At 71.9% G+C, this 22,367-nt stretch carries 24 protein-coding genes; 17 read left to right on the top strand and 7 right to left on the bottom strand.

All coding sequences use genetic code 11. The features are described from left to right. The first annotated feature begins 2 nt into the window (after positions 1-2). Positions 3-263 (top strand): zf-TFIIB domain-containing protein, encoded by a 261-nt coding sequence (locus tag Q1B24_RS11900; protein WP_366916484.1) that lies wholly within the window; start codon positions 3-5, stop codon positions 261-263. 174 nt (positions 264-437) lie between these two features. Here the strand turns inward: Q1B24_RS11900 and Q1B24_RS11895 are convergent, their stop codons facing one another. Further along, on the bottom strand, positions 438-1,961 hold the full coding sequence (locus Q1B24_RS11895; RefSeq protein ID WP_299928411.1) for a UDP-N-acetylglucosamine 1-carboxyvinyltransferase: 1,524 nt from the start codon (positions 1,959-1,961) through the stop codon (positions 438-440). Between the two features lie 124 nt (positions 1,962-2,085). Here Q1B24_RS11895 and Q1B24_RS11890 point away from each other — a divergent pair, with 124 nt between their 5' ends. Next, on the top strand, positions 2,086-3,102 hold the full coding sequence (locus tag Q1B24_RS11890; protein ID WP_299928409.1) for a zinc-dependent alcohol dehydrogenase family protein: 1,017 nt from the start codon (positions 2,086-2,088) through the stop codon (positions 3,100-3,102). Continuing rightward, entirely contained in the window at positions 3,099-4,895 is a 1,797-nt protein-coding gene (locus Q1B24_RS11885) for an alkaline phosphatase D family protein (RefSeq protein WP_299928406.1), read from the top strand. Before Q1B24_RS11890 ends, Q1B24_RS11885 begins: the two co-directional genes overlap by 4 nt. A 17-nt stretch (positions 4,896-4,912) precedes the next feature. Here Q1B24_RS11885 and Q1B24_RS11880 read toward each other — a convergent pair whose 3' ends face one another. After that, positions 4,913-5,059: a hypothetical protein gene (locus tag Q1B24_RS11880; RefSeq protein ID WP_299928398.1), complete on the bottom strand. Its 147-nt coding sequence runs from the start codon at positions 5,057-5,059 to the stop codon at positions 4,913-4,915. Positions 5,060-5,194: 135 nt separating this feature from the next. On the opposite strand from Q1B24_RS11880, the gene Q1B24_RS11875 reads away from it, so the two are divergent. Beyond that, the gene (locus tag Q1B24_RS11875) at positions 5,195-6,310 is read left to right on the top strand and encodes a crosslink repair DNA glycosylase YcaQ family protein (RefSeq protein WP_299928395.1); all 1,116 of its coding nucleotides are present in this window, start codon (positions 5,195-5,197) and stop codon (positions 6,308-6,310) included. A gap of 4 nt (positions 6,311-6,314) precedes the next feature. Here Q1B24_RS11875 and Q1B24_RS11870 read toward each other — a convergent pair whose 3' ends face one another. From Q1B24_RS11870 to Q1B24_RS11860, 3 genes are read right to left on the bottom strand one after another with little or no spacing between them, the layout of a single operon-like run. Then, positions 6,315-7,022 (bottom strand): 4a-hydroxytetrahydrobiopterin dehydratase, encoded by a 708-nt coding sequence (locus Q1B24_RS11870; protein WP_299928392.1) that lies wholly within the window; start codon positions 7,020-7,022, stop codon positions 6,315-6,317. Between the two features lie 29 nt (positions 7,023-7,051). Further along, complete coding sequence (locus Q1B24_RS11865) at positions 7,052-7,852, bottom strand: SRPBCC family protein (protein WP_299928384.1); 801 nt, start codon at positions 7,850-7,852, stop codon at positions 7,052-7,054. 12 nt (positions 7,853-7,864) lie between these two features. Beyond that, a complete protein-coding gene (locus Q1B24_RS11860; protein WP_299928376.1) occupies positions 7,865-8,347 on the bottom strand; it encodes a pyridoxamine 5'-phosphate oxidase family protein in 483 nt (160 codons plus the stop codon). Between the two features lie 125 nt (positions 8,348-8,472). Between Q1B24_RS11860 and Q1B24_RS11855 the strand changes: the two genes are divergently transcribed. Then, a complete protein-coding gene (locus Q1B24_RS11855) occupies positions 8,473-10,836 on the top strand; it encodes an excinuclease ABC subunit UvrA (RefSeq protein ID WP_299928373.1) in 2,364 nt (787 codons plus the stop codon). Positions 10,837-10,839: 3 nt separating this feature from the next. On the opposite strand, the gene Q1B24_RS21855 is transcribed toward Q1B24_RS11855, so the two are convergent. After that, positions 10,840-11,052 (bottom strand): zinc finger domain-containing protein, encoded by a 213-nt coding sequence (locus tag Q1B24_RS21855; protein WP_366916482.1) that lies wholly within the window; start codon positions 11,050-11,052, stop codon positions 10,840-10,842. Between Q1B24_RS21855 and mmuM the strand changes: the two genes are divergently transcribed. After that, entirely contained in the window at positions 11,051-11,968 is a 918-nt protein-coding gene (mmuM, locus tag Q1B24_RS11850) for a homocysteine S-methyltransferase (RefSeq protein ID WP_299928370.1), read from the top strand. The genes Q1B24_RS21855 and mmuM overlap by 2 nt on opposite strands. Here the strand turns inward: mmuM and helR are convergent. Continuing rightward, a complete protein-coding gene (gene helR, locus Q1B24_RS11845) occupies positions 11,958-14,171 on the bottom strand; it encodes an RNA polymerase recycling motor ATPase HelR (protein WP_299928367.1) in 2,214 nt (737 codons plus the stop codon). The genes mmuM and helR overlap by 11 nt on opposite strands. On the opposite strand from helR, the gene Q1B24_RS11840 reads away from it, so the two are divergent. The 11 genes from Q1B24_RS11840 (at position 14,077) to mnhG (ending at position 22,343) form a co-directional block, all read left to right on the top strand. After that, entirely contained in the window at positions 14,077-14,682 is a 606-nt protein-coding gene (locus Q1B24_RS11840; protein WP_366916481.1) for a YiiD C-terminal domain-containing protein, read from the top strand. The genes helR and Q1B24_RS11840 overlap by 95 nt on opposite strands. Beyond that, complete coding sequence (locus tag Q1B24_RS11835; protein ID WP_299928362.1) at positions 14,679-15,041, top strand: DNA polymerase ligase N-terminal domain-containing protein; 363 nt, start codon at positions 14,679-14,681, stop codon at positions 15,039-15,041. Before Q1B24_RS11840 ends, Q1B24_RS11835 begins: the two co-directional genes overlap by 4 nt. An 88-nt stretch (positions 15,042-15,129) precedes the next feature. Continuing rightward, positions 15,130-15,282, top strand: a complete 153-nt coding sequence (locus tag Q1B24_RS11830) for an RNA polymerase subunit sigma-70 (RefSeq protein ID WP_326494427.1) — start codon at positions 15,130-15,132, stop codon at positions 15,280-15,282. Between the two features lie 39 nt (positions 15,283-15,321). Further along, positions 15,322-15,525: a CopG family transcriptional regulator gene (locus Q1B24_RS11825; RefSeq protein WP_299928358.1), complete on the top strand. Its 204-nt coding sequence runs from the start codon at positions 15,322-15,324 to the stop codon at positions 15,523-15,525. Continuing rightward, on the top strand, positions 15,522-15,884 hold the full coding sequence (locus tag Q1B24_RS11820; protein WP_299928355.1) for a type II toxin-antitoxin system death-on-curing family toxin: 363 nt from the start codon (positions 15,522-15,524) through the stop codon (positions 15,882-15,884). The genes Q1B24_RS11825 and Q1B24_RS11820 overlap by 4 nt, the downstream gene beginning before the upstream one ends. Positions 15,885-16,060: 176 nt before the next feature. After that, positions 16,061-18,937, top strand: a complete 2,877-nt coding sequence (locus Q1B24_RS11815; RefSeq protein WP_299928352.1) for a Na+/H+ antiporter subunit A — start codon at positions 16,061-16,063, stop codon at positions 18,935-18,937. Further along, positions 18,934-19,431 (top strand): Na(+)/H(+) antiporter subunit C, encoded by a 498-nt coding sequence (locus tag Q1B24_RS11810; protein ID WP_299928347.1) that lies wholly within the window; start codon positions 18,934-18,936, stop codon positions 19,429-19,431. Before Q1B24_RS11815 ends, Q1B24_RS11810 begins: the two co-directional genes overlap by 4 nt. Then, the gene (locus Q1B24_RS11805; protein WP_299928344.1) at positions 19,428-21,122 is read left to right on the top strand and encodes a Na+/H+ antiporter subunit D; all 1,695 of its coding nucleotides are present in this window, start codon (positions 19,428-19,430) and stop codon (positions 21,120-21,122) included. The genes Q1B24_RS11810 and Q1B24_RS11805 overlap by 4 nt, the downstream gene beginning before the upstream one ends. Further along, the gene (locus Q1B24_RS11800) at positions 21,119-21,679 is read left to right on the top strand and encodes a Na+/H+ antiporter subunit E (RefSeq protein WP_299928341.1); all 561 of its coding nucleotides are present in this window, start codon (positions 21,119-21,121) and stop codon (positions 21,677-21,679) included. Before Q1B24_RS11805 ends, Q1B24_RS11800 begins: the two co-directional genes overlap by 4 nt. Beyond that, positions 21,676-21,981 carry a monovalent cation/H+ antiporter complex subunit F gene (locus Q1B24_RS11795; RefSeq protein ID WP_299928338.1) on the top strand — a complete coding sequence of 102 codons (306 nt, stop codon included), beginning with the start codon at positions 21,676-21,678 and terminating at the stop codon, positions 21,979-21,981. The genes Q1B24_RS11800 and Q1B24_RS11795 overlap by 4 nt, the downstream gene beginning before the upstream one ends. Further along, positions 21,978-22,343: a monovalent cation/H(+) antiporter subunit G gene (mnhG, locus tag Q1B24_RS11790; protein ID WP_299928335.1), complete on the top strand. Its 366-nt coding sequence runs from the start codon at positions 21,978-21,980 to the stop codon at positions 22,341-22,343. Before Q1B24_RS11795 ends, mnhG begins: the two co-directional genes overlap by 4 nt. Positions 22,344-22,367 lie beyond the last annotated feature (24 nt).

Below are 22,367 nucleotides of genomic sequence, written 5' to 3'. Positions count from 1 at the left end.
GGATGGAGAGCATGACGTGTCCCCGGTGTGGTGTGGAGATGGACCAGCGGACCCACGGTGAGGCGACGGTCAGCTCGTGCCCTGAGGGGCACGGGGTGTTCCTCGCGCGCGCCGACCTGGGGATGCTGGTCGAGGCGGAGAACGACTGGCACCGCAACGCCGGCCAGCACACCGCACCCCTGCCGCGCATCACCGCCGACATGACCGCCCCGCCGACGACCGGCAAGGTGTCGCGGGCCTGGGTGGAGACGCTCTTCAGCTGAGCGCCCGCCTCGCTGGTTGAGGTGCGAGGAGCGCCAGCGACGAGCCCCGAAACCATCTCTCCAATGACGTGAGATCTCGACGCGCCCGTTCCGAGCTCGTTCCTCGCTCGGAGGGCTTGCTCGATCTGGCCGGGCCCACGCCGGCGACTCGTTCCTCGTCGCCGGCTGCCCGTCTCAGATGTCGCGGAAGGTCTCGATGTTGGCGCCGAGCTCGTTGAGCCGCTCGGCAAGGTCCTCGTAGCCGCGGTGGATGACGTACGTCGAGCGCAGCACGCTGCGGCCCTTCGAGGCGAGCATCGCGATCAGCAGCACGACGGCCGGGCGCAGGGCGGGCGGGCAGACGATCTCCGCGCCGGAGAAGTGCGTCGGGCCCTCGATCAGCACGCGGTGCGGGTCGAGGAGCTTGACCTGGGCACCGAGCTTGTTGAGCTCGGTGAGGTAGATCGCGCGGTTCTCGTAGACCCAGTCGTGGAGGAGCGTCTGACCCTCGGCGACCGCGGCGATGACGGCGAAGAACGGCAGGTTGTCGATGTTGAGGCCGGGGAACGGCATCGGGTGGATCTTGTCGAGCGGCGCCCGCAGCTCGGAGGGGTGGGTGGTGATGTCCACCAGCCGGGTCTCGCCGTTGAGGGCGGCGTACTCGGGGGAGCGGTCGTAGCGGAAGCCCATCTCCTCCAGCGTCGCGAGCTCGATCTCGAGGAACTCGATCGGCACCCGGCGGATGGTGATGGACGACTTGGTCACGATGGCGGCCGCGAGCAGTGACATCGCCTCGATCGGGTCCTCGGCAGGGGCGTAGTCGACGTCGACGTCGATGGACGACCGGCCGGTGACCTTGAGCGTCGTGGTGCCGATGCCCTCGACCTCCACGCCCAGGCGCTGGAGGTAGAAGCACAGGTCCTGGACCATGTAGTTGGACGAGGCGTTGCGGATCACGGTCGTGCCCGGGTGGAGCGCTGCGGCCATGAGGGCGTTCTCGGTGACCGTGTCGCCGCGCTCGGTCAGCACGATCGGCCGGGACGGCTCGATGGTGCGGTTGACGCTGGCGTGGTAGCTGCCGTCGCTCGCCTTCACCTCGAGGCCGAAGGGACGCAGCGCCGACATGTGCGGCTCGACCGTGCGCTCGCCGAGGTTGCACCCACCGGCGTAGGGGAGGTCGAACTCGTCGTAGCGGTGCAGCAGCGGGCCGAGGAACATGATCACGGAGCGCGTACGTCGCGCGGCCGTCTCGTCGATGGCCGCGAGGTTGAGGTCCGCGGGCGGGATGATCTCCAGGTCGTTGTCGTCACCGACCCAGCGGGTGGCCACGCCGAGGGAGTTGAGCACCTCGAGCAGGCGGTTGACCTCCTCGATCCGCGCGACCTTGCGCAACGTCGTACGACCCTTGTTGAGCAGCGACGCGCACAGCAGCGCGACGCCGGCGTTCTTCGAGGTCTTGACGTCGATCGAGCCGGACAGCGTGGTGGGACCGTCGACGCGCAGGTGCGTGGGTCCGGCGCCCAGTGCCACGATCTCGGAGTCGAGTGCCGCGCCGATGCGGGCGAGCATCTCGAGGGAGAGGTTCTGGTGGCCCTTCTCGATGCGGTTGATCGCACTCTGGCTCGTGCCGAGCAGCTCGGCCAGCTGGTGCTGGGTGAGCCCGCGGTGCTTGCGGGCGTCGCGGATGAGGTTGCCGATGCGACCCTTGTAGTCAGCCATGGCGACAACGGTATCTCAGATATGAGATAACGCTAGTTCGCCGCTCCCGAGCGTCCTTCGACGACCGGGGGAGGGACGCCCGTAGGGAGGGATGGCGTGCACACGTGCATGGCAGGATCGGCCCATGCGTGCCACCACCATCCATGCGCCCGGGGACATCCGCTTCGAGGACGTCCCCGACCCGCGGATCGAGCTGCCCACCGACGCGATCGTCAAGGTGGTCGCCGGCTGCATCTGCGGCTCCGACCTCTGGCCCTACCGCGGCGAGAACGACGTGAGCGCCGGGTCGACCATCGGCCACGAGTGCGTCGGCGTCGTGGAGGAGGTGGGCTCGGAGGTCTCCACCACCAAGGTCGGCGACTTCGTGATCGTCCCGTTCTGCCACTGCGACAACACCTGCGCGCACTGCCGCGCGGGGGTGCAGTCGGCCTGCGTCAACCTCGGCATGACCCAGAGCGGGCAGGGCGAGTACGCCCGGGTGACCCAGGCCGACGGCAGCCTCGTCGCGACCGACGGGATGCCCGACGAGTACCTGGTTCCGTCGCTGCTGGCGCTCACCGACGTGATGGCCACCGGCTGGCACGCTGCGGTCGCCGCCGGCGTGCAGCCCAGGCACACCGTCGTCGTGGTCGGCGACGGCGCGGTCGGCCTCAGCGGGGTGCTCGCGGCCTCGCAGATGGGCGCCGAGCGCGTGATCGCGATGTCGCGCCACGAGCCCCGTCAGGAGATCGCCCGGTCCTTCGGCGCGACCGACGTCGTCGCCGAGCGCGGCAAGGAGGGGGAGGCCCGCATCGCCGACCTCACCGACGGCATCGGCGCCGACGCCGTCCTCGAGTGCGTCGGCACCGACGGCGCCATGAAGACGGCGTTCACCGTCGCGCGCCCGGGCTCGACGGTCGGCTTCGTGGGGGTGCCGCACGGCGTCGAGCTGCCGGTGCGCCGGATGTTCCAGAAGAACGTCGGCCTCGCCGGCGGCATGGCCCCGGTCCGCCGCTACCTGCCTGACCTGCTCGACCGGGTGCTGTCGGGTGCGATCGACCCGGGCAAGGTCTTCGACCTGACGCTCCCGATGGCCGAGGCGGCCGAGGGCTACCGGGCCATGGACGAGCGTCGCGCGATCAAGGTGCTCCTCCGCCCATGACGTCACCCGAGGACAAGCTGCTGCTCGGCCCGCTGCTCCGCTACGTCGACGAGACATCGGCGTCCGTCTGGGTCGAGACGGACGGCCCCGGTCGCGTCACGGTGACCCGGGGGGCGGCGAGCGCCAGCGCGTCGACGTTCGTCGTCCACGACCACCACTACGCCCTCGTCGAGCTGGACGGGCTCGCTCCGGGCACCGCGGAGCCCTACTCGGTCACGATCGACGGCGACCGGGTGTGGCCGCCGGCCGGGTCGCCGTTCCCCGACCCCGTCATCGCCACCATCGAGGCGGGTCGGCCGCTGCACCTGGCGTTCGGCTCGTGCCGCACGTCGGTCTCCCATGACGAGAAGGGCAACAGGACCCACGGCGTCGACGCCCTGCGCGCGTGGGCACTGCGCGTCGCCGGACAGGTCGAGGCCGCAGACCCCGACGATGCCGACCTCGACCCGGACCGTCTCCCCGACCTGGTGCTGTTCCTGGGCGACCAGGTCTACGCCGACGAGACCACCGACGCGATGCGCGAGTTCATCGAGTCCCGCCGCGACATCGAGCAGCCGCCGTGGACCGAGCTCCAGGACTACGAGGAGTACGCCCACCTCTACAAGCTCGCGTGGTCCGACCCTGCGAACCGGTGGCTGCTGTCGACCGTGCCGAGCGCGATGATCTTCGACGACCACGACATCCGCGACGACTGGAACACGTCGATGGACTGGCGTCGGGAGATGGAGGCCACCTCGTGGTGGCACGGACGCATCGTCGCCGGGCTGGCGTCCTACTGGGTCTACCAGCATCTGGGCAACATGTCGCCCGCCGAGCGGGAGCAGGACGAGGTCTACGCGAAGGTGCGCGCGCACCGGGGTGACGCCGAGCAGGACCTCGGTCCGTTCCTCGACGAGTTCGCCGCCAGGGTCGACCGGGAGCCACAGACCTACCGCTGGAGCTACACCCGCGACTTCGACACCCAGGCCCGGCTGGTGGTCGTCGACTCGCGCGCAGCACGCAAGCTCGACCCGGACGACCGGGCGATGCTCGACGACGACGAGGCAGCCTGGCTCGACGAGCAGCTGCGCGGCGACGTCGACCACCTGCTGGTCGGCACGTCCCTGCCCTTCCTGCTCGCGCGCGGGCTGCACCACCTCGAGGCGTTCAGCGAGGCGCTCGCCCAGGGAGCGTGGGGCGAGCGTGGCGGCCGGATGGGCGAGAAGCTGCGCCAGCTGGTCGACCTCGAGCACTGGGGCGCCTTCCAGAACAGCTTCCAGCAGGTCGCGCGTCAGGTCATGGAGGTCGCGGCGGGGGAGCGGGGGCGCGCGCCGTCCACCGTCACGTTCCTCTCGGGCGACGTGCACCACAGCTACGTCAGCGAGGCGCGTACGACACACGGCGGGCCGGTCCTGCGCTCGACGGTCCTCCAGGCCGTGTGCTCACCGATCCGCAACCCGCTCTCGCGCAACATGCGCTTCGCGACCGCCGCGCTCTCCTACGGCGTCGCCGGCCCGATGGGCCGCCTGGCGTCGAAGTCGGCTCACGTGCCTGACGCGCCGCTCACCTGGACCTACGCCGAGGGGCCGTGGTTCGACAACAACCTTGCCTTCCTCCGGCTGGCCGGCCCGAGCCTGCGCATGTGGTGGGTCACCGGTGAGGTCGTCGACGACCACGACCGGCCGCGGCTGGCGAAGGTGGAGTCCTACGAGCTCGACGAGGACGGCAACCCGCCCCCGCGCGAGCACTTCGTGTCCAAGGTGCGCCGCAGGGTCACGCGGCGCGCGAAGGACGACTCGGTCCGCGAGCGCTGACAGAGCGGCGCTGGGTCTCAGGCGTTGCTGAGCACGCGGTCGCGCCCGTGGACGCAGCTGCACGTGTCGGAGCACGGCAGGTAGGTGTGACGACCGTGGCCGCACGCGCTGCACGGCAGGTCGTGAGAGAGGTGGACCGAGCTGGTCTCGACGGTGTCCCACATGCCGTCAACGGTCGCACCGGATCGCGCCCGAGGGGCGCGAACCGGCCGGGAATGACCGATCTGGGGCAGGAATGACCCGTTCGGGCCATGCCGACATGACCCCGACACACCGGGCTCGGGTCCTAGGATCGCGCCATGGGCGCCCCACCGAGCCTGAAGCTCACACCGCGGCAGGCCCGGCGCATCGCCGTACGCGCCCAGCTGCTCGCCGCGCCGCGCCCCACCGACGTGCTGGAGGTGGTCCGACACCTCGGGTTCCTCCAGGTCGACCTCACCAGCGTCGTGGCACAGCATGCCGACCTCGCCCTGTGGACGCGGCTCGGGGCCGCCTACGCACCGGAGGACCTCGAGGACCTGGTGGGCGACGGCGCCCTGGTCGAGCTCCGGGCCATGCTGCTGCCCAGCGAGGACGTCGCGCTGCACCGCGCCGACATGGACGCCTGGCCCGGCGAGCCGCCGCTCAAGGAGTGGCAGGAGGACCTCGCCGACTGGGTGGCTGCCAACGATGGCTGTCGCCGCGACGTCCTCGCGCTGCTGCGCGCGGAGGGACCGACCGCCGCCCGCGACCTGCCGGACACGTGCGACGTGCCGTGGCGCTCGACGGGGTGGACCAACGACAAGAACGTGATGAAGCTGCTCGAGTGCCTCGAGGCGCGCGGCGAGGTGGCGGTCGCCTCCCGCGAGGGCCGGGAGAGACGCTGGGACCTCGCCGAGCGCGTCCACCCCGGTGACCCGGCGGTGCCCGCCGAGGAGGCCCACCACGTCCTCGCCGCGCGGCGCCTGAGGGCCCTTGGCATTGCCCGCCCACGGGCGCTGGAGGCCTGGGACGAGAGGTACGACGTCCGCGGCACCGGTGCGGCCGCCCGCATCGACGGCGTACGCGGGGTGTGGCGGGTGGACCCCGACCAGCTGGCCGACCTCGACGCCTTCGAGGGGCGCACCGCCATCCTCTCGCCCCTGGACCGGCTGGTCTTCGACCGGAGGCGGATGGACGACGTGTTCGGCTTCGACTACCAGCTGGAGATGTACAAGCCCGCAGCGAAGCGGCAGTGGGGCTACTGGGCGATGCCGGTGCTCGACGGCGACGAGCTAATCGGCAAGGTCGACGCGACGGCCGACCGCGAGGCGGGCGTGCTGGTGGTCGACGCGGTGCACGAGGACGGGGACTGGTCCGCGGCGCGGCGCCGGCGCGTGCACGCCGAGCTCGACGCGCTGGGGGAGTGGCTCGGGCTCGAGGTCGCGCGTCCGTGAGGCGTCAGCCCTCTGCCGGGGCGGAGGTGTCGGCGCAGATGATGCCGCGGTTGCCCTCCTGGTCGGCGACCACGGTGAGCCCGGGTGCGTGGGTGTCGTCGACGACCACGCCGCCGGCGGCCACGGCGGCGGCGACCCGCTGCTGGGCGACCTCGGGAGCCACGTAGACCTCGACGTGGAACCGCTGGCCCGGGACGGCGTCGGCGGCGAGGTCGTCGAACCACAGGTTCGGGACGCGACCCGTGGCGTCGCGGACCTCGTCGCTGGGCGATCCCCGGCCCTGGGACTCGGCATCGCCCGTCAGGAGGGCCGCCCACACGGGAGCGACGGTGGCCGAGCCCGCCGCGTCGAGGCCGAGCTCCATCTCGCTGACGGAGGCCGGGTCCGCGGCCAAGCCGTGCTCCGCAGCGATCTCGGTGACCCGGCGGGCGAGGTCGACGTCCTGCTGGGTCACCCACTCCACGACGTGTTCGGTGTCCTCGACGTCGCGGTAGATCGCGTCGGCGGTGACGAGCTCGAGGTCGACGTGCCCACGACCGACGACCACCCGCGGGTGGTGGCCGATCGCACCACCCGCCTCGCCCACCGCGGTCACGAAGCGGGCGGCGGCACCGAAGTCGTCGACGACGTAGCGCGCGTGCAGTCCCTGGGCGAGCTTGCGCCACTCGGTCAGTCCGGCCTGGGCGATCTGAGCACCCCGCAGCATGTCCATGCCCAGCGACCCTAGCTGCGAGGACCGGGTCAGGCGGCCAGCTCGAAGCCGAGCGACGCGGCGAGCCGGCGCGGGTCGGCGACGGCGAGCGTGGCGCCGGGGTGGGTGATCGTCCCGGTGGGGTCGATCGCCGGGACGGGCTCGTGGAAGGTCAGGCAGAGGGCGCGGTCGCCGTTCGTCGTGAACGAGACGCCCCGGTCGGTCAATGACAGGTGCGGGGGACCGGCGGTCCGGTGCCACGCGAAGCCACCCGTGAGCTCGGCCGAGACGATGTTGGAGCGGGGCGTGACCAGGCGCCACGGCCCGTACCGGACGAACAGCCAGTCCGGGCCCACCTCGACCGTGGTCGTGGCGGGAGTGATGCCGAAGGCGCGCGCCGGGGCGACGTACGTCGGCGCGAACGCGAAGTCGAAGGACTCCACCGCCTGCGGAGCGCCCTCGCCGCCGGGCTCGCGCACCAGGCCCCGCAGCGCCGCGCCGGCAGGGACGCGGTAGGGCTGCAGCACGGCGGCCGCCGGGGCAGGCACGCGGAGCAGGGCGCGGCTGCCGCCGCCCGGCGCGGGCAGGACGTGGTGGTCCATGGTCACCGCGGCCGGTCCGCGACCGGCCCGCCAGGTCCACGACCGCAGCGCGGGGTCCACCCCGGTGACCTCGAAGTCCACGGCCACGCCTGCCGGGCCGTGAACCCGGCCGGTGGTGCCGACGGCGAGCACGTCGTCGGTCGCCTCGACGTCACGGATCAGCGGGGCCCACGACGACCAGGTCGCGGGCGTGGTGAAGCGGCGCCACGCCTCGTCGGCGGTGGCGGGACCGTGGGCGTCGACGAGCACGAGAAGACCCGCTCAGAGCCGGACGGTGGCGTTGTCGCCGAGGTCGGGCTTGTCGTCGCTGAGCAGCCCCTTGGCCATATGGACGGCGACGGCGACCTTGCCCGGGGACTCCCAGTACTCCGCGGTGTCGCCGTCGATTCTCAGCAGCACGTTGTCGGGGTCGTCGGGACCCCCGGACATGAAGGCGCCGGCGGACGCGTCCCACAGCTCGCGGAGCTTGGCCCGGTCGTCGCTGACGTGGGCGGTGCCGGTTAGCGAGACCCAGCCGGCCTTGCTGGAGTACGACACGTTGACCCGCGGGTCGGCCTCGATCGCGCGCACCTTGTCGCTGCTGCGCTCGGTGAGGAACCAGGTGGTGCCCGGGTCCTCGAAGTCCTGGGTGCCCATCGGCGTGGAGACCAGGCGGCCGTCGAGCGACACGTAGGTCAGCACGGCGATGTCCGTCTCCCGCATGATCTCGGCAACGGGCGCGGTCCGGTCGTCGTGGGTGCTCATGCCTCGACACTGGCATGGTGGACAAACCCGGCACCCCACCCGAGGGGCGGAGTCCGGTCACGACAGGGGCGCGCGAGGCGTCGTACTGGCAGGATTGCACCCGCCACGACAGGGGAGACGCACACGTGACCACCACACACCCGGCCGACGACCATGCACTGATCCGCGTCGAGGGCGCGCGGGAGAACAACCTCAAGAACGTCAGCGTCGAGCTGCCCAAGCGCCGCCTGACGGTCTTCACGGGGGTGTCCGGCTCCGGCAAGAGCTCGCTGGTGTTCGCGACGATCGCGGCTGAGTCGCAGCGGATGATCAACGAGACCTACAGCGCGTTCGTGCAGGGCTTCATGCCCACGCTGTCCCGCCCCGACGTGGACCACCTCGAGGGCCTGACGACGGCGATCATCGTCGACCAGGAGCGCATGGGCGCCAACCCGCGGTCCACGGTCGGCACGGCCACCGACGCCAACGCGATGCTGCGGATCCTGTTCAGCCGGCTCGGGGACCCGTATGTCGGACCGCCGACGGCGTACTCCTTCAACGTCCCGACCCGCAAGGCGAGCGGGATGATGACGACCGAGAAGGGTGGTCGCACCGAGCGCCGGATCGCCAAGCAGGAGGTCTACCTCGGCGGCATGTGCCCGCGCTGCGAGGGCATGGGCAAGGTCAACGACATCGACCGGACCGCTCTCTACGACGAGGACAAGTCGCTCTCAGAGGGGGCGCTGACGGTGCCCGGCTACTCGATGGACGGGTGGTACGGCCGGTTGTTCGAGGGCATGGGACTGCCGATGGACAAGCCGATCCGGTCGTTCACCAAGAAGCAGCTCGAGACGATGCTGTGGGCCGAGCCGACCAAGATCAAGGTCGAGGGGGTCAACCTCACCTTCAACGGGATCATCCCCCAGATCCAGAAGTCGATGCTGTCCAAGGACCCCGAGGCCATGCAGCCGCACATCCGACGCTTCGTCGAACGGGCCGTCACCTTCCAGACCTGCCCCGACTGCGACGGCACGCGGCTCACGCCCGAGGCCCGAAAGTCGACGATCGCCGACAAGTCCATCGCCGACCTGTGTGAGATGCAGATCAGCGACCTCGCGGACTGGGTCCGCGACCTCGACGAGCCGTCGGTGGCGCCGTTGCTCAAGGGCCTGCAGCACCTGCTCGACTCGTTCAGCGAGATCGGCCTGGGCTACCTCTCGCTCGACCGATCGGCGGGCACGCTGTCCGGCGGTGAGGCGCAGCGCACCAAGATGATCCGCCACCTCGGGTCGTCGCTCACCGACGTGACCTACGTCTTCGACGAGCCCACGATCGGGCTGCACCCCCACGACATCGAGCGGATGAACAACCTCCTGCTCCAGCTGCGCGACAAGGGCAACACCGTGCTGGTGGTGGAGCACAAGCCGGAGACGATCGGCATCGCCGACCACGTGGTCGACATCGGCCCGGCCGCCGGGGCCGCGGGCGGCACCATCTGCTTCGAGGGCGACGTCGACGGCCTCCGCACGAGCGACACCATCACCGGCAGGCACCTCGACGACCGCGCGCGGCTCAAGGAGACGGTGCGCGAGGCGACCGGTGCGATGGAGGTGCGCGGCGCCTCGACCCACAGCCTCCGCGACGTCGACGTCGACGTGCCGCTCGGGCTGCTCACCGTCGTCACCGGCGTGGCCGGGTCGGGCAAGAGCTCGCTCATCCACGGCTCGCTGGCCGGGCGCGACGAGGTCATCGTGATCGACCAGGGCGCGATCAAGGGCTCCCGGCGCAGCAACCCGGCGACCTACACCGGGCTGCTCGAGCCGATCCGCAAGGCGTTCGCCAAGGCCAACGGTGTCAAGCCCGCACTCTTCAGCTCCAACTCCGAGGGCGCCTGCCCGACGTGCAACGGCGCGGGGGTGATCTTCACCGAGCTCGGCCCGATGGCGACGGTGGAGTCGCCGTGCGAGGAGTGCGAGGGCCGACGCTTCAGGGCCGAGGTCCTCGAGCACACGCTGGGCGGCAAGGACATCGCCGAGGTGCACGAGATGTCGGTCGTCGACGCCCTGGCGCTCTTCAGCGACGGCGAGGCGAAGATCCCTGCCGCGGTGAAGATCCTGAACCGGCTGGTCGACGTCGGTCTGGGCTACCTGTCGCTGGGCCAGCCGCTCACCACGCTGTCCGGCGGTGAGCGCCAGCGGCTCAAGCTCGCCACGCAGATGGGGGACAAGGGCGATGTCTACATCCTCGACGAGCCCACGACCGGCCTCCACCTCGCCGACGTGGCCAACCTCCTCGGACTGCTCGACCGCCTCGTCGACGCGGGCAAGTCGGTCATCGTCATCGAGCACCACCAGGCCGTGATGGCGCACGCCGACTGGATCATCGACCTCGGTCCCGGCGCCGGCCACGACGGCGGCACCGTCGTCTTCGAGGGTCCGCCGGCCGCCATGGTGGCGGCGAAGGAGCCCACGCTGACCGGCAAGCACCTCGCGGCGTACGTCAGCGGTTGAGGGTCAGGCCTGGCAGACCGGGCACCAGAACAGCCGCCGAGCGGCGATCTGCGTGTCCTGGACGGCGGTCCCGCAGATGCGGCACGGCAGACCGGCGCGTGGCGGCGGGCGAGGCGGTGGATGGTGTGACCCTCTGGCACGCCCCGATCGTTGCCAGCCCGTCCAACCACGGCGCCGCCCGCACGGGTGTGCTCGCACCTGCGAGCATGGAGCCATGAGTCCACGCGACCTGCGCGAGAGCTTCGCCGAACGTCCTGTCGTCCTCGACGGCGGCCTCGCCACCCTGCTGGAGGAGCACGGCCACGACCTGTCGAGCGACCTGTGGTCGGCACGACTGCTGCGCGACGACCCGGCCGCGATCGAGCGGGCCCACCGCGAGTTCTTCGCGGCAGGCGCCGAGGTCGCGACCACGTCGTCCTACCAGGTGTCGTTCGAGGGCTTCGGCGCCGAGGGTGCCGACCGTGACGAGGTCGAGCGGCTGCTGCGCAGGAGCGTCCGGCTGGCCGCTGCCGCACGCGACGACGTCGCCCCCGACGGCTGGGTGGCCGCCTCGGTCGGACCCTACGGCGCGGTGCTGGCCGACGGCTCGGAGTACCGCGGCGACTACGACCTCGACGTCGCCGGCCTGCGGGCGTTCCACCGCCCGCGGCTCGACGTCCTGGCCTCGACCGTCGGTGAGCACGCCGACGTCCTCGCGGTGGAGACGATCCCGTGCCTGGCCGAGGTCGAGGCGGTGCTCGCCGAGCTCGACGGCAGCGGCGTACCGGCCTGGCTGTCGCTGTCGGCCGCCGACGGGATGACCCGCGCCGGCGAGCCGATCGGTGAGGCGTTCGCGATGGCGGCCGACGTCGCCGAGGTGGTCGCCGTCGGGGTCAACTGCACCTCGCCCGCCGACGCCGGTGCCGCCGTGCTGGTGGCCGGCGCGCACGGCCCCGCGGTCGTCTACCCCAACTCCGGGCAGGGCTGGAACGCTGTCACGAGGTCGTGGGAGGGACGATCGGCGTTCGACCCCGCCGACGTCGCCGCATGGGTGGAGGCGGGCGCCCGGCTGGTCGGGGGATGCTGCCGGGTGGGCACCTCCGACATCACTGCCCTCCGCGCCACGCTCGGGCGCTCCGACCTCACGTCGTGAGCACCACGAGCCGCTGCGTGGCCCGCGTCATCGCGACGTAGCGGTCGACCGCGCCGGCCACTCCGTCGCCGAAGTGATCGGGGTCGACGAGCACGACGAGGTCGAACTCGAGCCCCTTGACCAGCTCGGGGTCCAGCCGCCGTACGCGGTCGCCCCACGCCCGGTCGGGGGAGGAGCCTCGATGACCGCCACGATCGACGACCACCGCCGTGCCCTCGGCGTGCTCGGCCAACCAGTCGCCGATGATCGTGTCGCGCTCGGCGACCGGGGCGTGGAGCACCGGGATCCCGCTCGCGCGGACCGACGTGGGCACGTTGGCCTCCGGGAGCGCGGCGCGGATCACCGGCTCGGCCTCGGCCATCACCTCGGCGGGCGTGCGGTAGTTGACCGTCAGCGGCGCGACGGTGACCTCCTCCAGCCCGACGCGCGCCAGCCGCTCGGTCCACGACCCGGAGAAGCCGTGCCGTGCCTGCGCCCGGTCGCCGACGACGGTCAGGCTGCGCGAGGGGCAGCGCCGCAGCAGCATCGCCCACTCGGCGTCGCTGAGCTCCTGCGCCTCGTCGACGACGACGTGCGCGAACGGCCCGGCCAGCAGGTCCACGTCCGACGTCGGGAGCGCTGCGTCGTCGACCAGCACGGTCTGCAGGTCGTCGTGGACGAGCATCGACACCAGCCCGTCGCCGAACTCGTCGGCGCCCGACTCGCGCGCCGTGGTGCGCAGGTCGTCGATCACCTCGCCCATCCGCGCGCGCTCGCGGGCCTCGGCCGCCTGCGTACGACGTCGGCGCCGCGAGGCCTCGGGGTCGCCGAGCCGCAGCCGGGCCGCGTCGAGGAGCGGGAGGTCGGCGTACGTCCACGCCTCGGGGTCGGTGCGCCGCAGGAGGCGCACGTCGTCGGGGCCGAGCCACGGGGCGCAGTGGCGCAGGTAGGCCGGCACGGTCCAGAGGTCGCCGACGAGGTCGGTGTGCTCGACCAGCGGCCAGGAGCGGTCGAACGTGTCGCGCAGCCCGGAGTGGCGCTCGAGGACCCGGCGGAGCTCGACGGGGGAGAGGTCCTCGAACGCGTCCGCGGCCTTGTCGACGAGGATGGTGAGGACCTCGTCCCACACGTCGTCGCGGGCGAGGTTGTGCGGTGTGCCCGGGTCGGGGGAGCCGAAGGCCTCCGTCCACTCCGCCGCGGTGATCGGCACGTCGCCCCACGCGGTCTCGACCAGGTAGGACTCGGTGGGCGGCTCCTCGTAGAGGGCGACGGCCGGCTCGATCGCCGCCACCATCCGCAGGTCGGCCTTCAGCGCCGTCACCCGGTCGTCCGGCTCCGGACCCTGCGCCACCTCGGGCACGAGGTCGCGGACCGTGCACGTCTGGACACCTTCCTCGCCGAGGCTCGGCAGCACGTCGCCGACGTAGGCGAGGTAGGGCTCGTGCGGGCCGACGAACAGCACGCCGCCGCGCCGGTGCCCCAACCGCGGATCGGCGTAGAGCAGGTAGGCGGTGCGGTGCAGCGCGACCACGGTCTTGCCGGTGCCGGGTCCACCGTCGACCACGAGCGTGCCGCGTGACCCGGCCCGGACGATGGCGTCCTGGTCGGCCTGGATGGTGCCCAGCACGTCGCGCATCCGGGGCGTACGGCTGCCGCCGAGGGTGGCGATGAAGGCGGACTGGTCGTCGAGGGCCGCGGTGCGGGTGAGCCCCTCCTCGGTGAACGCCTCGTCCCAGTAGTCGACGATGCGCCCGCCCACCCAGCGGTAGCGCCGGCGGCTCACCAGTCCCTGCGGGTGCGCGTGGGTGGCGGCGAAGAACGGCTCGGCGGCGGGCGAGCGCCAGTCGACGAGCAGGCGGCGTCCGTCCGGGTCGGCCAGGCCGAAGCGACCGACGTACGTCGGCTCGTCCACGTCCTGGTGGACGATGCGGCCGAGGCAGAGGTCGAGGTCGTAGCGGCGCAGCGCCCGCAACCGGGAGGTGATCCGGTGCACCTCCTGGTCGCGCTCGAGGGCGACCGTGCCGTGCCGCACCGGGGTCCGCCTGGTCTCCGCCAGGCGCTCCTCGAGCTCGGCCACCGCACGCTCCAGGCCGTTCGCGATCCGGGTGAAGTGCTCGCGGTCGCGGGCGATGAGACCCGGGTCGGCCTTGGCCGCGAGGGCGCCGGGAAGGGCGAACGGTGCGGTGTCCGGAAAGCTGTCCCGGGAGCTGTGCTGCTGCGTCACGCCGTGCAGTGTGAGCGCTGCACGGGGTCTTGCGGCAAGCCCCCGGATGGCCTATACGTTGAGAGTGGAGGCAGTCCAGGCCGTCGGATCGGTCCCGATCCTGGAGGCCATGGGGATCCGTGTCGTCGAGGTCCGTCCCGGCTTCGCCGCCGCCGAGCTGCCGCCGGAGCCCAACGTGAACCACTTCGGCGTCACCTACGCCGGGTCCCTCTTCAGCGTGGCCGAGATGCTCGGCGGCCTGCTGAGCCTGGCCACCTTCGATCTCGACGAGGGCGGCGAGCTCGCCGGGTTCGTGCCGCTCGTGAAGGAGTCGACCATCCGGTTCCGACGACCCGCGCTCGGCGTCGTACGCGCCTCGGCGTCGTTGCCGGACGACGAGGTGGCACGGGTGCGGGCCGACGCGCTGGCGACCGGCAAGGGGGAGTTCGTGCTCGAAGCGACGCTCACCGACGCTGCCGGCGAGGTCGTGGCGTCGACCACCGGGACCTACCAGGTCAGACGTCTCGGGTGAGCGCGCCGAGGTTCGTCCTGCACGACCACCGTCGGCCCAGCCCGCACTTCGACCTGCGGCTCGAGGAGGACGGCGTGCTGCGCAGCTGGGCGGTGCCCAAGGGGCTGCCGGCCGACACCCGCCACGACCGGCTCGCGATCGCGGTGGACGACCACGACCTCGACCACGTCGACTTCGAGGACGAGCACAAGTCCGTCGCCGACACCGGCACCTGGGAGGAGCACTCCCGTGACGACAGGCGTCTGGTGTTCTCGCTGCACGGCCGCGAGGGCGAACGTCGCTACGCCCTGATTCACACCGGAGGCTCCCAGTGGCTGCTGCACCTGACCAAGCAGCAGTCCGCCGTCAACGAGGGTTGACAACGGACGTTATGTCAACGAAGGTTGACGCATGAGGACTGCTGTCGACGCCGAGGAACCGAGCGAGGAGAGCCCGCTCGAGGAGCTCATGCGCATCGCCCGCGCCAAGCACGACCTCGCGGCTGCCGAGGCCGTCGCGGTGCGCCGCGCTCGCATCCACGGTTTCTCCTGGGCCGAGATCGGCACGATGCTCGGCGTCTCGAGGCAGGCGATGCACAAGAAGTACGGGAAGTTCGCCTGAGCACGTGCCCGGCTGATACCAGAGCGGTATCATTCAGGCATGGCCATGACGCTGCGGTTGACCCCGGACGACGAGCGCGTGCTGGCGCAGCTCGCGGAGAGCGAGGGCGTGAGCAGGCAGGAGGCGACGATCCGAGCCATCCACGAGGCGGCGTCCCGGCGCGGTCACGAGGCTGCCGTCCGGGAGGCGTCCATCAAGGCCCGGAGCAGGTACGCAGACGTCCTGCGTCGCCTGGGCGAATGACCACCTACCTGACACTCGAAGACCTGCTCACGTTGGTCGACGACCTCGGGATCGGCCCGGTGCGCGACCTGGGGCTGCTCGAGTCAGCCGCCCACCGACCGACGACGTCCCTGTGGGAGCGAGATGCCTATCCGACGCTCGACGAGAAGGCAGCGGCGCTGCTGGAGTCGCTCGTGGGAAACCACGCGCTCGTCGATGGCAACAAGCGCCTGGGGTGGCTCGCCGTCGTCGTCTTCTACGCGCTGAACGACGTGGAACTCGACGCACCGGACGACGACGCCTACGAGCTCGTCGTCAGCGTGGCGGGCGGCGCGCCCGAGCTCGGCGAGGTCGCGTCGGCGTTGTCGACATGGCGTTGACGCGCCGCCTCCCGTCCAGATTCCGCCGATAACCGACATTATGTCAGATAGTCTGGATCCGAGGACTACACCGGTGTGATCCGCACAGATGGGGTCCGTCCCCCATCTTTCCCGTGCGGGCTCTCGATAGGTTTGCCGCAACGCCAGATCGACGACGAGGACCACCGCCTGTGCTGATGCTGATCGCAGCGCTGTTCGCGGCGGCGGTGATGTCCCCGTGGCTGCTGCTGCGCGCCGGCCGGCGTGCGTTCCTGGCGATCGCGCTGGTGCCGCTCGCCGGCACGGTGTGGGTCGCCGCCCAGGGCGTCGTCGTCCGCGACGGCGAGACCTTGGTCGAGGTCCGCCCGTGGGTCGGCAGCCTCGGTCTCGACCTGGCCCTCGCCATGGGAACCCTCCAGTGGGTGATGGCGCTCATCGTGCTGGGCATCGGCACGCTCGTCCTGGGCTACTGCGCGTCGTACTTCGGCGACGACGAGCCGGGCGTGCCCCGCTTCGGCGGCGTGCTCGTCGCCTTCATCGCCTCGATGCTCGGCCTGGTCCTGGCTGACGACCTGCTGCTGCTCTACGTCTTCTGGGAGCTGACGACGGTCTTCTCCTTCCTGCTGATCGGCCACGACTCCGAGCGGCGGGCCAGCCGGCGCGCCGCCATCCAGGCGCTGGTCGTGACCACCTTCGGCGGCCTGGTCCTCCTCGTCGGCGCCATCGTCGTCGGCCGCGCCGCCGGGACGTTCCGGATCACCGAGATCCTGGCCGACCCGCCCGGTGGAACCGCCGTGACGGTCGGGGTCCACCTCCTGCTGGTGGGTGCCGTCAGCAAGTCCGCCCTGCTCCCGTTCCACTTCTGGCTGCCGTCGGCCATGGCGGCGCCGACGCCCGTCAGCGCCTATCTCCACGCAGCGTCGATGGTCAAGGCAGGTGTCTACCTCGTCGCACTGCTCGCCCCGGCGTTCGCCGGCGTCGCGGGCTGGCGCACGGTGCTCCTGGTGCTCGGCCTCACCACGATGGTCCTCGGCGGCGTACGCGCGCTCCGCCAGCACGACCTCAAGCTGCTGCTGGCCTACGGCACCGTCAGCCAGCTCGGCTTCCTCGTGCTCGTCCTCGGTGTCGGCACCCGCAGTGCGATGATCGCCGGCCTCGCCCTGCTCGTCGCCCACGCCCTGTTCAAGGCGACCCTCTTCCTGGTCGTCGGCATCATCGACCACAGCACCGGCACCCGCGACCTGCGCGAGCTGACCGGGCTCGCCCGCCGGCTCCCCGTCCTCGCCGTGACCGCGACGCTCGCCGCCGCGTCGATGGCAGGCCTCCCCCCGCTGCTCGGCTACGTGGCCAAGGAGAGCGTGCTCGTCGCGCTCGTCGACATCGCCCGCGAGGGTGACGGCACCGGGATCGGTACGACGACCGGGTGGCTGCTGGTCACCGGCGTGGTCGTCGGCTCGATCCTCACCGCCGCCTACTCCGCACGCTTCGTCTGGGGGGCCTTCGGCACCCGCGAGGTCGAGGCACCGGTGGCGGTCCACTCCCCCTCGCCCGCGTTCGTCGCAGCACCCGTCGTCCTCGCCGCGCTGTCCCTCGTGCTCGGCCTGCTCGGCGCACCGTTGACGACCGTGCTCGGCCGCCAGGCCGAGGCGTTCCCGGCCGGTGCCCACGAGCCGGAGCTGACGTTGTGGCACGGCCCGGGACTCCCCCTGGCCCTCACGCTCGTCACGCTCGCTGCGGCCGCGGTGATGTTCGTCGCCCGGGAACCCGTCGCCCGCGCCCAGGCGGCGCTGGGCCACGACTGGAGCCTGGAACGCGCCTATCGCGGCGGCATGCGCCTGCTGGACCGCACGGCGGTGGAGGTGACCGGTGTCGTGCAGCGCGGCTCGGCCGCGGCGTACCTCGCCATCATCCTGGTCGTCCTCGTCCTGCTGCCGGGATCGACCCTCGTCGGGAACCTCGACGACCTCCGGGTGACGGCGTGGGACAACCCGGCCCAGGCCGTCGTCGGCGTCGTCATCGTCGCGTCGGCGGTGCTGACCGCCCGGTCGCGGCGCCGCATCCGCGCCGTCCTGCTGGTCGGCGTCACCGGCTACGGCACGGCCTTCCTCTTCGTCCTGCAGGGTGCGCCCGACCTCGCGCTGACCCAGGCGCTGGTGGAGACGCTCACCGTCGTGGTCTTCGTCCTGGCCCTGCGTCGGCTCCCGGAGTACTTCACCGACCGGCCGCTGAGCCGCCAGCGCTACCTGCGCGTCGCGCTCGGCGTCGCTGTCGCGGTCGTCACCGCCGGCTTCCTGCTCGTGGCCGGTGCCGCACGCACCGCCGACCCGGTCTCGCTGGCACTGCCGGAGCAGGCTCTGGAGTTCGGCGGCGGCGGCAACATCGTCAACGTCATCCTCGTCGACACCCGCGCCTGGGACACGCTCGGCGAGCTCGCCGTGCTGGTCGCCGCGGCCACGGGCGTGGCCAGCCTGGTGTACGTCAACGCCCGCGGCGCCGACATCCGCCGCGTCCACGACATCCCCTACCCGGCCGGCGTGAAGAAGGTCGCCACCGCGCCCGGTCGACGCGCCTGGCTCCCCGGCTCACGCACGCTGCCGCCCGACAAGCGCTCGATCATCTTCGAGGTCATCGTCAGACTGCTCTTCCACACGCTGGTCGTCATCTCGATCTACCTGCTCCTCGTGGGCCACAACGAGCCCGGCGGCGGCTTCGCCGCCGGCATGACCACCGGCCTGGCCCTCGTCGTGCGCTACCTCGCCGGCGGTCGCTACGAGCTCGACGAGGCCGCACCCGTCGACGCCGGACGCCTCATCGGGGCCGGCCTCGCCGTCGCGGCGCTGGCGGCCCTCCTGCCGATGGCCTTCGGAGGCGTGGTGCTGCAGTCGGCGGTCATCGACGTGCACCTGCCGCTGCTCGGCGACCTGCACCTGGTCTCGTCGGTGCTCTTCGACATCGGCGTCTACCTCGTCGTCGTCGGTCTCGTGCTCGACCTGCTGCGCGCCCTCGGCTCGCACATCGACCGCGACATCCAGCGCGCCAGGCGCGAGGCCGTCACCGAGGTGGAGGCAGCATGAGCGTCAACCTCACCCTCGTCCTCGTCGCCGCGTCCCTCCTCGGCTGCGGCGTCTACCTGGTGCTCGAGCGCAGCCTGTCGCGCGTGCTGGTCGGGATCGTGATGATCGGCAACGGCGTCAGCCTGTCCTTCATGGTCGCTGGCGGGCCCGCCGGACGCGCCCCGATCGTGTCGAAGGGCGGCGACACGACCGGCCTCACCGACCCCCTCCCCCAGGCGATGGTGCTGACCGCCATCGTCATCACGCTCGCCACCACGGCGTTCGTGCTGGCCATGGCCTACCGCAGCTGGCAGCTCAACGGTCACGACGACGTGCAGGACGACATCGAGGACGACACCATCCGCCGGCTCGCCCTCCGCGACGTGACCTCCGAGGCCTACGACGCGACGACGTCGGACTACCCCGGCGACGACTCCAGCGGCGACCCCGGCCAGGGCCCCGACGACGACCCGCTCGCCGCCGACGCCGCCGGGATCGAGGGGAGGACGACGTGAACTCCCTCGTGCCCCTCCCCGTGCTCCTGCCGATCCTCGGCGCAGGCGCGTCGCTGGCGCTGCTGCACCACCCGCGCATCCAGCGGTGGCTCAGCCTCGCCGTGCTCGGCTCCGTCGTCGCCGTGGCCGCGGTGCTCCTGGTGCAGGCGGACCGCCACGGCCCGCAGACCGTGTGGATCGGGTCGTGGCCGGAGACCCTCGGCATCGTCCTGGTCGCCGACCGGCTCGCGGCTCTCATGCTGCTCGTCAGCGCCATCGTGACCCTGGCGGTCCTCGCCTACTCCGTCGGACAGGGCATGACCGAGGACGAGGAGGGTGCCCCGATCTCGGTCTACCACCCGACCTTCCTCGTGCTGGTGGCCGGCGTCGCCAACGCGTTCCTCGCCGGCGACCTGTTCAACCTGTTCGTCAGCTTCGAGATGCTGCTGTTCGCCAGCTACGTCCTGCTGACACTCGGGGGGACGGCCGCCCGGGTGCGTGCCGGCACCATCTACGTGCTGGTCAACCTGCTGTCCTCGACCCTCTTCCTCATCAGCCTGGCGGTGACGTACGCCGCCACCGGGACGCTCACCCTCGCCCACCTGGCGCAGCGGCTCGCGGAGCTGCCCGACCACGTGTCGCTCATGATCCAGCTCCTCCTGCTGACGACGTTCGCCATCAAGGCGGCCGTCTTCCCGCTGTCGCTCTGGCTCCCGGACAGCTACCCCACCGCACCCGCGCCCGTGACGGCGGTCTTCGCCGGCCTGCTCACCAAGGTCGGCGTCTACGCCATCCTGCGGATGCAGACCCTGCTGTTCCCCGACAGCCCGCTCACCGACCTGCTGCTGTGGGCCGCCCTGCTCACGATGATCATCGGCATCCTCGGCGCCATCGCCCAGTCCGACATCAAGCGCATGCTGTCCTTCACCCTGGTCAGCCACATCGGCTACCTCATCCTCGGCATCGCGCTCGACAGCCGCACGGGCACCGCGGGCACGACGTTCTACGTCGTCCACCACATCACCATCCAGACCGCGCTCTTCCTGGTCCTCGGCCTCGTCGAGCGACGCGCCGGCAGCACGGCGCTCATGCGCATCGGCGGGCTCGCCCGGATCGCCCCGGTGCTGGCCGTGCTGTTCTTCGTGCCGGCGATGAACCTCGCCGGCATCCCGCCGTTCTCCGGCTTCATCGGCAAGGTCGGGCTGTTCCAGGCGGCGCAGCTCGACGGCAGCCCGCTTGCCTGGACCCTCGTCGGCGCCGGCGCCGCCACGAGCCTGCTCACCCTGTACGCCGTCGCCAAGACGTGGGCGGTCGCGTTCTGGCGCACCCCGCGCGAGGCCCACGAGGCGCTCGAGGCGATCGGCGGGGCCGCGGCCGACCCGGTGCCGGGCCACGACACCGGCGCGGTCCAGCAGCACCGCGGGCACGTCCACACCGCCGCGGGCACCGTGTCGCGCAACGACATCGAGGAGGCCCGCCGGCTGGGCGACGACGACGAGCCCGATCGCGACTTCCACACCCTGATCGAGGCCGGGGAGGACACCCGCCACTCCCCCCTCGGCATGCTGCTGCCCGCCGGCGCCCTCGTCGCGGCCAGCGTGCTCCTGTCCGTCGTCGCCGGGCCGCTCTACGCGCTGGGTGACCGGGCCGCAGAGGACCTGCACGAGCGCACCCCCTACCTCTCCTCCGTCCTCACCGAGGAGCACCCGTGAGCCCGGTGATGCGCACCCGCCGCGACGGGTCCACGCGGCCCGCCCGGCATCGCGCCGTCCAGCCGCTCGCGGTCGTCTGGCTGCTGCTGGTCTGGCTGGCCCTGTGGGGCGCCGTCACGCCGCTGCTCGTCGTCGGGGGCGTGCTGGTGGCCGTGCTGGTCTGCCTGACCTTCCCGCTGCCGCCGGTCGACCTCGGGTCGTCCGTCCGCCCCCTTCCGCTGCTCGGCGTCGTCGCGCACTTCCTGCTCGACGTGGTGCGCGCCAGCATCCAGGTCGCGGGCGTCGTCCTGAGACGGCGCCCGGTGCGCAACGCCGTGGTCGCGGTCGACCTCGAGACGAAGTCCGACTTCCTGATGACCCTGGTGGCCTCGATGCTGTCGCTGATCCCGGGGTCGGTCGTCGTCGAGGCCCGCCGGTCCACCCACACGCTCTACCTCCACGTCATCGACGTACCGGACGCGGAGGCCGCCGACGAGTTCCGCCGCACCGCGCTGGACCTCGAGCAGCGCCTGCTCCGCGCGCTCCCGCCCCGACCGACCGACCGGGAGCGCCCATGACCCTCGTGCTCGTCGTCGGCGCCGCGCTGCTCACAGCAGCCGCCGCGCTCCTGCTCGTGCGCCTCACCATCGGACCGACGATCCTCGACCGGAGCGTCGCGCTCGACGTCCTCGTGGCGGTGACGGTCTGCGCGACGGGCCTGTACGTCGCCCACTCCGGCGCGACCTACGCGCTGCCGATGCTGGTGGTGCTCGCGGGCTGCGGCATGGTCGGCGCGGTCAGCGTCGCCCGCTACGCCAGCCGCAGCGACGACCTCGAGGCTGCCGATCGCGACGACCCGGGCACGGGCGGTGCGCGATGAGCTGGACCCAGGTCGCCGACCTCGCCGCCGCCGTGTGCATCCTCCTCGGCGCGCTGCTCGCGCTCATCGCCGCCATCGGCGTCGTCCGCCTGCCCGACCTGCTGACCCGGATGCACGCCGCCACCAAGCCGCAGGTCCTGGGCACGGTGCTGGTGATGACCGGGGTCGCCCTCCGCCTGCGCGACCCAGGCGTCGTCGGCATGCTCGCGCTCGTCGTGCTGCTGCAGATGGCCACCAGCGTGGTGTCGAGCCACATGGTCGCCCGGGCCTCGTTCCGCGCGGGGCAGGTCCGCCACGACCTGCTCGTCGTCGACGAGCTCAGCGACGGACCTGCCCACGAGGAGCCGCGCGGCGCGCCCTGACCCGGGTGCGCCTACCGTGAGGGC

It is taken from the genome of uncultured Nocardioides sp., assembly GCF_947488025.1.
In the GTDB taxonomy this organism is placed as follows: Bacteria; Actinomycetota; Actinomycetes; order Propionibacteriales; family Nocardioidaceae; genus Nocardioides.
Note: the sequence above shows the minus strand (reverse complement) of the source record. Positions and strands in the feature narration are given on the sequence as shown.

Excerpts from the sequence above, each read along its gene's own strand:
- Q1B24_RS11900 (WP_366916484.1), top strand. The coding sequence starts at position 3 with ATGGAGAGCATGACGTGTCCCCGGTGTGGTGTGGAGATGGACCAGCGG.
- Q1B24_RS11895 (WP_299928411.1), bottom strand. The coding sequence starts at position 1,961 with ATGGCTGACTACAAGGGTCGCATCGGCAACCTCATCCGCGACGCCCGC.
- Q1B24_RS11890 (WP_299928409.1), top strand. The coding sequence starts at position 2,086 with ATGCGTGCCACCACCATCCATGCGCCCGGGGACATCCGCTTCGAGGAC.
- Q1B24_RS11885 (WP_299928406.1), top strand. The coding sequence starts at position 3,099 with ATGACGTCACCCGAGGACAAGCTGCTGCTCGGCCCGCTGCTCCGCTAC.
- Q1B24_RS11880 (WP_299928398.1), bottom strand. The coding sequence starts at position 5,059 with ATGTGGGACACCGTCGAGACCAGCTCGGTCCACCTCTCTCACGACCTG.
- Q1B24_RS11875 (WP_299928395.1), top strand. The coding sequence starts at position 5,195 with ATGGGCGCCCCACCGAGCCTGAAGCTCACACCGCGGCAGGCCCGGCGC.
- Q1B24_RS11870 (WP_299928392.1), bottom strand. The coding sequence starts at position 7,022 with ATGGACATGCTGCGGGGTGCTCAGATCGCCCAGGCCGGACTGACCGAG.
- Q1B24_RS11860 (WP_299928376.1), bottom strand. The coding sequence starts at position 8,347 with ATGAGCACCCACGACGACCGGACCGCGCCCGTTGCCGAGATCATGCGG.
- mmuM (WP_299928370.1), top strand. The coding sequence starts at position 11,051 with ATGAGTCCACGCGACCTGCGCGAGAGCTTCGCCGAACGTCCTGTCGTC.
- Q1B24_RS21855 (WP_366916482.1), bottom strand. The coding sequence starts at position 11,052 with ATGGCTCCATGCTCGCAGGTGCGAGCACACCCGTGCGGGCGGCGCCGT.
- Q1B24_RS11840 (WP_366916481.1), top strand. The coding sequence starts at position 14,077 with ATGAGACCCGGGTCGGCCTTGGCCGCGAGGGCGCCGGGAAGGGCGAAC.
- Q1B24_RS11830 (WP_326494427.1), top strand. The coding sequence starts at position 15,130 with ATGCGCATCGCCCGCGCCAAGCACGACCTCGCGGCTGCCGAGGCCGTC.
- Q1B24_RS11825 (WP_299928358.1), top strand. The coding sequence starts at position 15,322 with ATGGCCATGACGCTGCGGTTGACCCCGGACGACGAGCGCGTGCTGGCG.
- Q1B24_RS11820 (WP_299928355.1), top strand. The coding sequence starts at position 15,522 with ATGACCACCTACCTGACACTCGAAGACCTGCTCACGTTGGTCGACGAC.
- Q1B24_RS11815 (WP_299928352.1), top strand. The coding sequence starts at position 16,061 with ATGCTGATCGCAGCGCTGTTCGCGGCGGCGGTGATGTCCCCGTGGCTG.
- Q1B24_RS11810 (WP_299928347.1), top strand. The coding sequence starts at position 18,934 with ATGAGCGTCAACCTCACCCTCGTCCTCGTCGCCGCGTCCCTCCTCGGC.
- Q1B24_RS11795 (WP_299928338.1), top strand. The coding sequence starts at position 21,676 with ATGACCCTCGTGCTCGTCGTCGGCGCCGCGCTGCTCACAGCAGCCGCC.
- mnhG (WP_299928335.1), top strand. The coding sequence starts at position 21,978 with ATGAGCTGGACCCAGGTCGCCGACCTCGCCGCCGCCGTGTGCATCCTC.